This window comes from Actinomycetospora sp. NBRC 106378 (assembly GCF_030269685.1).
Lineage (GTDB): Bacteria > Actinomycetota > Actinomycetes > Mycobacteriales > Pseudonocardiaceae > Actinomycetospora.
Genome location: NZ_BSTT01000013.1, coordinates 158,176 through 167,250, shown reverse-complemented (window position 1 = coordinate 167,250; position 9,075 = coordinate 158,176). Strand labels below are relative to the sequence as shown.

Genomic DNA, 9,075 nt, shown 5'->3' with positions numbered 1-9,075 from the left:
TCATCGATAACGCGATCGCCGCCAGCCTTACCCTTGACCGCAGCGTCCGCTACCAGCGGAACACCAACCTGTCCGCGATGTGCTGAGACTTATCTGTCCAGGATGTGCTGAGACATCACACCGTGCCCTGGCACGGACACGTGCTCACGGGCGTAGCACCTCCCGCACGGACGCCGGCGCCGCGGAGCCGACGACCGACGCCCGCGCGACGGCGGCGAGCTCGGCGTCGGTCAGGCCGAGCCGGCGCGCGAGCTCGTACTCGTGCGCCAGCCCGGTGCCGAACAGCAACGTGTCGTCGGCGTTGACCGAGCACGGCACGCCCGCCCGGACCAGGTCGGGCAGCGGGTGCGACGCCAGGTCGGGCACCACCCCGAGCGCCACGTTCGAGCTGATCCCGACGTCGAGCGTGATCCCGCGGTCGGCCAGTTCCCGGACGAGCTCCGGGTCCTCCACGGCACGGACCCCGTGCATCAGGCGGTCCGGTCGCACTACGCGGAGGTCCTCGCGGATCGACTCCGGCCCGCACAGCTCGCCGGAGTGCGGCACGACGAGGAGTCCCGCGTCGTGCGCGACCTCCGCCGCCCGGCCGAAGGGGGCGATCGGCGCGGTCTCGTCCCCCGCGATCCCGAGCCCGACCACGCCACGACCGGCCCACGCCGCCGCGAGCAGCGCCATCCGGTCGGGGTCCGCCGCGTCGCGCTCCCGGTCGATCCCGACGACGACGCCCCCCGGCGCGCCCGCCGCCGTCACCGCGTCGCAGACGATCTCCATCGTCGCCTCGTCCGACCCGGTCAGGGCCCGGTGCCGACCCGAGGGCGAGATGCTCACCTCGGTCCACACGGCGCCGTCCGCGGCCGAGTCGGCCACCAGCTCGACGACGAGCCGGTGCAGGTCGTCCGGCCGACGCAGCACGTCCTTCGTCGCCCGGTAGGCAGCGACGAACTCCTCCCACGAGCCGTACCGCTCCGGGAACGCGGCCTCTCCCCCGAGCTCGGCGTACGTCGAGGGCCGGATCGAGCCCATCAGGTGCAGATGGAGGTGGGCCTTCGGCAGCAGCGGGGTCACGAGCGGCCGCGCACGGTCGTGAGCGTGATCGTCGTGACGTCGGGCCGGTGGCGGTCGTCGGACCACTCCAGCGGCGTCCCCCGGGAGTCGGTGGTGACGCGTCGTTCGCGCAGCAGCGGCGTGCCGGGCGTGACCTCGAGGAGCCGGGCGTCGGTCGCGTCGGCGGGCACGGCGTCGAGCGTGTGGCGAGCGGCGTGGAGATCGACCCCACCCGCCGTCAGGATGGCGTAGATCGACCCGGCGTCGAGGTCCGCGTCGAGCAGCAGGTCGCCGACGGACGGGATGAACGTCGTCCGTTCCACCATCGCCGGGCGGTCGTCGAGCAGGCGCAGGCGCAGCAGGACGACGGCGGGCTCGCCCGGCCCGAGCCCGAGCGCGGCCGCGGCAGGTGCATCCGGGACCCGCCGGTCGATGTCGTACGTCCGTTGCCCGGGCCGGTGCCCGGTCAGTTCGGCGCGGCGGGTGAACGACTGGAACGACTCGAACGGCTGCCCCGGCACGTCCGTGAGCACCACCGCCCGTCGGCCCTGTCCCCCGCCGATCAGCCCCTCGTCGCGCAGCGCCGCGAGCGCCTGGCGGACGGGGCCGCGGGAGGCGCCGAACTCCCGGCACAGCTCGGCCTCCGAGGGCACCGGGCTCCCGACGGCGAGCTCCCCGCGGCCGATGCGCGCGCGCAGGGCCGTGGCGACGGTGCGGTGCAACGCTGCGGTGGCCACGGGTGAACACTACGCCAACTTGTATTGACAAGCACCGGGACCAGGACGACCGTGGCTCCACGTGAGCGACCTGATCGTGGTGGGCGGCGGCATCGTCGGCCTGGCCCACGCCCTGGAGGCGACCGAGCGCGGCCTGTCCGTGACCGTCGTCGAACGCGACGACCACCCGGTCGGCGCCTCGATCCGCAACTTCGGGCACGGATGCCTGACCGCCCAGGCCGGGGAGGCGCTCGAGTTCGCGCAGCGGGCGCGCAGGACGTGGCTGCACGCCGGCAAGGCCGCGGGCTTCGACGTCGCCGAGTGCGGCACGGTCGTCGTGGCCCGGGCCGAGGAGGAGCTGGCGGCCCTGGAGGAGCTGGCCGACGTCCGCGGCGACGAGGTCCGCGTGCTGAGCGCGGCCGAGGTCGTCGACCGGCTCCCGGTCCGCCCCGAGGGCCTGCGCGGGGGCGCGTTCCTGCCGCGGGACGTCCGCGTCGAGCAGCGGGTCGCCGCACCACGCCTGCTCGACCACCTCGAGCAGCAACCGGGGGTGACGGTGCTGCGCGGGACGCCCGTCCTCGACGTCCAGGCCGGCGGTGTGCGCACCGGCCGGGGCGACCTCACAGCCGACCACGTGGTGGTCTGCGTCGGTCACGACCTCGACCGGTTGGCTCCCGGGACCGCCGACGAGGCCGGCCTGGAGCGGTGCACGCTGCAGATGCTCCAGCTCCGACCGGTCACCCCGGTGCAGGTCGCGCCGGCGGTGCTCACCGGCAGCTCGATGCTGCGGTACCCGGCGCTCGCGGCGACCGCCGGCGCCGCCGCGCTCCGCGAGCGCTGGCGCACCGAGCGCCCGGAGATGCTCGACGCCGTCGTCAACCACATGCTCACCCAGCTCCCCGACGGCGACCTCGTCGTCGGCGACACCCACCGCTACGCGCGGACCCCCGAGCCCTGGTCGGAGGAGTCCCTCGACGAGCTGCTCCTCGCCGAGACCCGCGCCCTGCTGCAGGCCGACCTGCGTGTCGTCCGCCGATGGCAGGGCACCTACGCCTCCGCGCCCGGCGAGTTCCTGCGGGCCCCGCTCGCACCCGGCGTCGTCGCCGTCTCGGTGACCTCCGGGATCGGCATGACGACGGCCTTCGGCCTCGCCCCCAGCGTCCTCGACACCCTCCCGGAGACCTCGTGAGCACCGCCGTCCGCCTGGCCGCCCTCGACATCGCCGGCACCACCGTGGACGAGGGCGGCGCGGTCTACCGCGTCCTCGCGGAGGTCGTCACCGACCACGGCGCCACCCCGGAGGACGAGGACATCCGCCGCTGGATGGGGGCCGACAAGCGGGAGGCCCTGCGGGCCCTGACCGGTCGGGCCGAGGTCGAGGACCTGCACACCGAGTTCGTGGACCGACTCCGCGCCGCCTATGCCGAGGTGCCGCCGCGTCCCTGCGCGGGCGTCCCGGAAGCGCTGGCCGCCCTGCGAGCGCGGGGTGTCGCGGTGGTCCTGACGACGGGTTTCGACCGCCAGGTCACCGACCCCCTGCTCGAGGTCGTCGGGCTCGAGGTCGACGGCGTGGTGTGCGCCGAGGAGGTCGGAGCCGGCCGCCCGTCCCCGGCGATGATCCGGCGGGCGATGGGGCTGACCGGGGTCGACGACCCGGCGGAGGTCCTGGCCGCCGGGGACACCGTCCTCGACGTCGAGGCGGGCCTCGCCGCGGGTGCCGGCCTCGTCGTCGGGGTGCTCACGGGCGCGCAGACCCGCAGGGAGCTGGAGGCGGCCCGGCCCACGCACGTCCTGGACGGGGTCGCCGACCTGCCCGAGCTGCTCGGGCTCGCCGTCGGGACCCGTTGACCCACCCCCGGTGGCAGGCCGGCCGCCCACCCCCCGTGACAGGAAAGCGTCGTTGCTGTCATCCAGTGGCAGCTTCGCCGCTTCATCGGAGCGGCTGCAGGAACTCCAGACGGTTGCCGAACGGGTCGTGGGCGTAGAAGCGGCGGTAGCCCGGGAAGTCGGTGTCCCACGTGACGTCCTGCCCGACGCGGCGCGCGGCCTCCTCGATGTCACGCACGACGAGGCCCGGGTGCGCCTTGAGCCCCGGAGAGAACGGCTCCTCGACCCCGAGATGCAGCTCCACGCCCCCGCCTCGGAACCACGCCCCGCCGCGCGCGGCGAGCACCGGCGGCTTCTCGACCTCACGCATCCCGAGCGCCCCGACGAAGAACGCCCGCGCCTCGTCCTCCCGACCCGCAGGCATGGCGAGCTGCACATGGTGGATCTCCGTGAACACGCCGGTCAGTGTCGGCTCCGCGCGATCTCGAGGCCAGGTCCCTCGAGCCGGTCCAGCCCGGCCGCTCGACCGTTCAGCGCCAGGAGCATTCCCGACGCCGGGCCACGCAGCTCGGGTCCCTCGCCCTCGGTCCAGCCGCAGTCGGTGGCCACCAGGCGCACGCCGGCGAAGCGCTTGGCGGCGCCGACGAACGGCGCGGACCAGGTGTGCGCCAGGCACGGCTCGACGCGGTCGACCGGTGCCTCGACGGCGTGTCCGAGCGGGATCGCGATGTCCTGGCGGTGGACCAGAAGATCGTTCAGGGGATCGAGCGGGCCCGACAGGCGCAGCCGCCGGTCGACACGCGCCATCTCCCGGAGCTGGGCGATGAGCTCGGCCGCCGTGAACCGCCCCGCCCGCTCCCGGGCCTCGTCGGCGAACGCCCGGTCGACGTCGCCCCGAGCCTTCAGAGCGGCCCACGCGAATCGCGGCACGCTCGTCCGCGTCGAGAGCGTCAGGTGGGCGGCGACGTCCCGCACCGTCCAGCCGGCGCAGAGCGAGGGCGTCGCCCACTCCCCGTCGGTCAGGCCCGACAACTCGTCGGCCAGCGCGAGCCGTTCGGAGGCCACGTCGTCGAGCATCGCCACACGCGTCATGCTGGTGGGACCGGACCCGGCGTCGGGAATCATCGCTCCCGCCGTCGGGAATCAGCCGCACGAGAGAGTTGTTGCTTCAACCGTGAAGAAGATCGGGTTCCTGTCCTTCGGGCACTGGTCGCCGTCGTCGCACTCGATGGTGCGGTCGGCCCAGGACTCCCTGCTGCAGTCGATCGAGCTCGCGGTCGCGGCCGAGGAGCTGGGCGCGGACGGCGCCAACTTCCGCGTGCACCACTTCGCGCAGCAGCTCGCGTCGCCGTTCCCGCTGCTCGCGGCGGCCGGCGCGAGGACGAGCCGCATCGAGCTGGGCACCGGGATCATCGACATGCGCTACGAGAACCCGCTGTACATGGCGGAGGACGCGGGCGCGGCCGACCTCATCTCCGGCGGCCGGCTCCAGCTCGGCATCAGCCGCGGCTCCCCCGAGCAGGTCATCGACGGGTGGCGCTACTTCGGCTACGCCCCCGCCGAGGGGCAGACCGACGCGGACATGGCCCGCGAGCACACGCGCATCTTCCTCGACGCCCTGAAGGGCGAGGGGTTCGCGCAGCCCAACCCGCGACCGATGTTCGCCAACCCGCCCGGGCTGCTGCGGATCGAGCCGTACTCGGCGGGCCTGCGCGAGCGCATCTGGTGGGGCGCGGGTAGCCGCGCGACCGCCGAGTGGGCCGGCGAGCAGGGCATGAACCTCATGAGCTCGACCCTGCTCACCGAGGACACCGGCGTGCCGTTCCACCGGCTGCAGGCCGAGCAGATCCAGCGCTTCCGCGACGCCTGGGACGCGGCGGGTCACGAGGGAACGCCCCGTGTCTCGGTGAGCCGCAGCGTCTTCCCGATCGTCTCCGACCTCGACAAGCAGCTGTTCTGGCGCGAGCGGCACTCGACCGACCAGGTCGGCCACCTCGACGGCGGCAACGCGCGCTTCGGCAAGACCTACGCCGGTGAGCCCGACAAGCTGGTCGCCGAACTCGCCGAGGACGAGGCCGTCGCCGCGGCCGACACGCTGCTGCTCACGGTGCCCAACCAGCTCGGCGTGGACTACAACGCCCACGTCCTCGAGAGTGTTCTCACCCACCTCGCCCCCGAGCTCGGCTGGCGCTGATCCTCGTCCCGACGACGGGGCCGGGTCCGGCTCCGTCGTCGGGTGCTCGTCAGGCGCTCGGCGTCGGGACCTCGCCGGCCTGCACCCCGATCACGCGGCACGGGCGGTTCATCGCCGTCAGGGCGTTCTCCAGCACCCGACCCACCTCCGCGACGGCCTCCCGCGCGTCGGTGGCCTTCGTGGTGCCCGTGACCTCCAGGACACCCGAGGGAACCGTCGGGACGCCACCGATCTCGGTGAGCCGCTCGTAGAGATCGGCGAGCCCGTCGTCGTCGAGGCGGGTCAGGTCGGTCATCAGGAGGACCCGGTACTTGTCCATGGGTGGAGTGTCCCCGATCACAGGGTCAGGTGGCCACGCCCGCGTAGTCGGGGAGTTCGACGCCGTTGATCGCCCGCTCGACGAGGGCCGTGAGCGCCTCCATGTCGGGCTCCGGGGGCGGACCGGTGTTCGGGTCCGGGTCCGGTGGCAGCAGGCTCGCCACGTGCAGGCGGCCGATCTCCTGGTTCGCCTCGACGTACGGCCGCATCCGCTCCTCGTACCGGACGAACCCGACCTCCGGGTCCCAGCCCGCCGCGGCGAGCTCCCCCGCCAGCAGGTAGGCGCCGACCAGGGCGATCCCGGTTCCCTGCCCGGACATCGGTGAGGCGCTGCACGCCGCGTCGCCGAGCAGGCCCACGCGCCCGCGCGACCACCGGGGAAGGATCACCTGGGCGACCTGGTCCAGGTAGAAGTCCGGGGCGTCGTCGAGGTGCGCGAGCAGCCGCGGGGTCTCCCAGCCGAGGTCGGCGACACGCTCCCGCAGCAGCCGTTTCTGCGCGTCGATGTCGCGGTGGTCGACCGCGAAGTCGGCCTGCGGGAACGAGAACATGGCCATCGCCCGGGTGGCGTCGGCGATCGGACGCAGGAGCGCGGACCGCCCGGATGCCGGGTCCTGGTACTCGAGCAGCCAGCGGTCGAGCCCGAACTCGTTCGGCACGCTGTAGAAGGCGAGCACGAGCCCGAGGTGGCGGACGAACTCCTCGTGCGCCCCGAAGACCGACGCGCGCAGCGCCGAGTGCAACCCGTCCGCGCCGATCACCAGGTCGAAGCGCCGCCGGTCGCCGCCCGCGAAGGTGACGTCCACGCCGTCCGCGTGCTGGGTCAACTCGGCGATGCGGTCGCCGAAGAGGTACTCGACGCCCTCACGGGTGTCGTCGTACAGCACCTGCGACAGGTCGCCCCGCAGGATCTCGATCTCCGCGATGTATCCGTCGCCGCCGTGGTCGTCCGCCCGCTGGGTCTGCAGCACCGTCCCGTCCGCGGCCACCGTGTGGGCGCCCGCGGTCTCGGTGCGCGCCGCCCGCACCCCCGCGTCGAGTCCCATGCGCCGGATGACCTCACGGGCCACCCCACGCGCGTCGACCGCCTGGCCGCCGGGCCGCAGCGCGGGCGCCCGCTCGACCACCGTGACCTCGGCCCCGTGCCGCCGCAGCCAGTGCGCGAGCGCCGGGCCCGCGATGCTCGCCCCCGCCACCAACACCCTCGTCGTGCCCACCGCGCCCCCCTGTGTCGACCTCGGGGCGGGATCGTAGGACGGGGGTCCGACAGTGCCGCGCGACCCGTCGTCGGGAAGGGGTCAGACGTTGAAGCGGAACTCGACCACGTCGCCGTCCTGCATGACGTAGTCCTTGCCCTCCATCCGGACCTTGCCCGCCGTCTTGGCGGCGTTCATGGAGCCGGCGGCGACGAGGTCGTCGTAGGAGACGATCTCGGCCTTGATGAAGCCGCGCTGGAAGTCGGTGTGGATGACGCCGGCGGCCTCGGGCGCGGTGGCGCCGACCGGGATCGTCCAGGCGCGCGACTCCTTCGGACCCGCCGTCAGGTAGGTCTGCAGGCCCAGCGTGCGGAAGCCCGCGCGGGCGAGCGCATCGAGGCCCGGCTCCGTCTGGCCGATCGACTCGAGCAGTTCGGCGGCGGACTCGTCGTCGATCTCGAGCAGTTCCTGCTCGACCTTCGCGTCGAGGAACACGGCCCCGGCGGGCGCGACGAGTTCGGCGAGCTCCTTGCGCCGCGCGTCGTCGGTGAGCACGCCCTCGTCGGCGTTGAAGACGTAGAGGAACGGCTTGACCGTGAGCAGGTTCAGCTCGCGCAGCGCGGGCGAGTTCATGCCCGCCGAGAAGAGGGTGCGGCCCTCGTTGAGCACCTCCGCCGCCTTCTGGACCTCCTCGAGCACCGCCCGGCGGTCCTTCTGCATCCGCGACTCCTTCTCGAGGCGCGGCACCGCCTTCTCCACGGTCTGGAGGTCGGCGAGGACCAGCTCGGTCGCGATCGTCTCGATGTCGGCGGCGGCGTCGACCCGGCCGTCGACGTGCACCACGTCGTCGTCGGTGAACACGCGCACGACCTGGCAGATCGCGTCGGCCTCGCGGATGTTCGCGAGGAACTTGTTGCCCAGGCCTGCGCCCTCGGAGGCGCCCGCGACGATGCCGGCGATGTCGACGAAGCTCACCGTGGCCGGCACGACCTTCTCCGAGGAGAACATCGCCGCCAGCCGGTCGAGCCGCGGATCGCGCAGCGGGACGACACCGACGTTCGGCTCGATCGTGGCGAACGGGTAGTTCGCGGCGAGCACGTCGTTGCGGGTCAGGGCGTTGAACATCGTCGACTTGCCCACGTTGGGGAGGCCGACGATGCCGAGGGTCAAGCTCACGGGGGTCCAGTCTAGGGATCGGATGGATCCGCAGCGGTCGGGCGTGCGTCGGAGCGGGTGAAGGCCTTTCCCGACGACGGATGCGGAGACCCCCGTGATCGGCTCGCGTTCCACCCTCGACACCCCCTTCGGCCCGTTCACCGCGGTCGTCGACGCCGACGGCGTCGTCCTCGCCGCCGGCTTCACCACCGAGCCCGAGGTGCGGCTCCTGCCCCTGATCCATGCGTCGTTGATGCCGGCGGAGGTCGTCGAGCGGGACGACCTCGGGACGGTGACGGCGGCGGTGCGGGCCTGGCTGGCGGGCGATCCGGCGCCGGCCGCGGCCGTCCCGGTCCGCCAGCACGGCGGGGTGTTCATGCAGGAGCTGTGGGCGCGGATGCGGGACATCCCGGCCGGGTCGCCGGTCTCCTACACCGAGCTCGCCACGCTGGCCGGCCGGCCGTTGGCCCCTCGCGCCGCGGGGCAGGCGTGCGGCGCCAACGCGATCGGGTTGTTCGTGCCGGACCACCGCGTCCGGAAGGGGGACGGCTCGCTCGGCGGCTACCGGTGGGGCCTGGAGGTGAAGGCGAAGCTGATGGAGACGGAGGCGAACTGGCCGTGACTG

General features: G+C 73.6%; 11 protein-coding genes. 4 read left to right on the top strand and 7 right to left on the bottom strand.

Annotated features, from left to right (window positions below):
- Positions 1 to 144 precede the first annotated feature (144 nt).
- A complete protein-coding gene (locus QSK00_RS24145; RefSeq protein ID WP_285594919.1) occupies positions 145 to 1,065 on the bottom strand; it encodes an adenosine deaminase family protein in 921 nt (306 codons plus the stop codon).
- Positions 1,062 to 1,781 carry a GntR family transcriptional regulator gene (locus QSK00_RS24140; RefSeq protein ID WP_285594917.1) on the bottom strand — a complete coding sequence of 240 codons (720 nt, stop codon included), beginning with the start codon at positions 1,779 to 1,781 and terminating at the stop codon, positions 1,062 to 1,064. Before QSK00_RS24140 ends, QSK00_RS24145 begins: the two co-directional genes overlap by 4 nt.
- Before the next feature lie 61 nt (positions 1,782 to 1,842).
- Between QSK00_RS24140 and QSK00_RS24135 the strand changes: the two genes are divergently transcribed.
- Both QSK00_RS24135 and QSK00_RS24130 read left to right on the top strand, forming a co-directional pair.
- Positions 1,843 to 2,949 (top strand): TIGR03364 family FAD-dependent oxidoreductase, encoded by a 1,107-nt coding sequence (locus QSK00_RS24135; protein WP_285594914.1) that lies wholly within the window; start codon positions 1,843 to 1,845, stop codon positions 2,947 to 2,949.
- Positions 2,946 to 3,608, top strand: a complete 663-nt coding sequence (locus QSK00_RS24130; protein ID WP_285594912.1) for a phosphonatase-like hydrolase — start codon at positions 2,946 to 2,948, stop codon at positions 3,606 to 3,608. The genes QSK00_RS24135 and QSK00_RS24130 overlap by 4 nt, the downstream gene beginning before the upstream one ends.
- 82 nt (positions 3,609 to 3,690) lie before the next feature.
- Here the strand turns inward: QSK00_RS24130 and QSK00_RS24125 are convergent, their stop codons facing one another.
- Together QSK00_RS24125 and QSK00_RS24120 are read right to left on the bottom strand one after the other, a co-directional pair.
- Positions 3,691 to 4,044 carry a VOC family protein gene (locus QSK00_RS24125; protein ID WP_285594910.1) on the bottom strand — a complete coding sequence of 118 codons (354 nt, stop codon included), beginning with the start codon at positions 4,042 to 4,044 and terminating at the stop codon, positions 3,691 to 3,693.
- A gap of 5 nt (positions 4,045 to 4,049) precedes the next feature.
- On the bottom strand, positions 4,050 to 4,664 hold the full coding sequence (locus QSK00_RS24120) for a maleylpyruvate isomerase family mycothiol-dependent enzyme (protein WP_285594939.1): 615 nt from the start codon (positions 4,662 to 4,664) through the stop codon (positions 4,050 to 4,052).
- A 97-nt stretch (positions 4,665 to 4,761) separates the two neighbouring features.
- On the opposite strand from QSK00_RS24120, the gene QSK00_RS24115 reads away from it, so the two are divergent.
- Positions 4,762 to 5,781 (top strand): LLM class flavin-dependent oxidoreductase, encoded by a 1,020-nt coding sequence (locus QSK00_RS24115; RefSeq protein WP_285594937.1) that lies wholly within the window; start codon positions 4,762 to 4,764, stop codon positions 5,779 to 5,781.
- A 49-nt stretch (positions 5,782 to 5,830) separates the two neighbouring features.
- Here QSK00_RS24115 and QSK00_RS24110 read toward each other — a convergent pair whose 3' ends face one another.
- From QSK00_RS24110 to ychF, 3 genes are all read right to left on the bottom strand, one after another.
- A complete protein-coding gene (locus tag QSK00_RS24110; protein WP_285594908.1) occupies positions 5,831 to 6,100 on the bottom strand; it encodes a hypothetical protein in 270 nt (89 codons plus the stop codon).
- 25 nt (positions 6,101 to 6,125) lie between these two features.
- Positions 6,126 to 7,316, bottom strand: a complete 1,191-nt coding sequence (locus QSK00_RS24105) for an FAD-dependent monooxygenase (protein WP_285594906.1) — start codon at positions 7,314 to 7,316, stop codon at positions 6,126 to 6,128.
- Between the two features lie 81 nt (positions 7,317 to 7,397).
- Positions 7,398 to 8,471: a redox-regulated ATPase YchF gene (gene ychF / locus QSK00_RS24100; protein WP_285594904.1), complete on the bottom strand. Its 1,074-nt coding sequence runs from the start codon at positions 8,469 to 8,471 to the stop codon at positions 7,398 to 7,400.
- 94 nt (positions 8,472 to 8,565) lie between these two features.
- Between ychF and QSK00_RS24095 the strand changes: the two genes are divergently transcribed.
- Complete coding sequence (locus QSK00_RS24095) at positions 8,566 to 9,072, top strand: methylated-DNA--[protein]-cysteine S-methyltransferase (RefSeq protein WP_285594899.1); 507 nt, start codon at positions 8,566 to 8,568, stop codon at positions 9,070 to 9,072.
- Positions 9,073 to 9,075 lie beyond the last annotated feature (3 nt).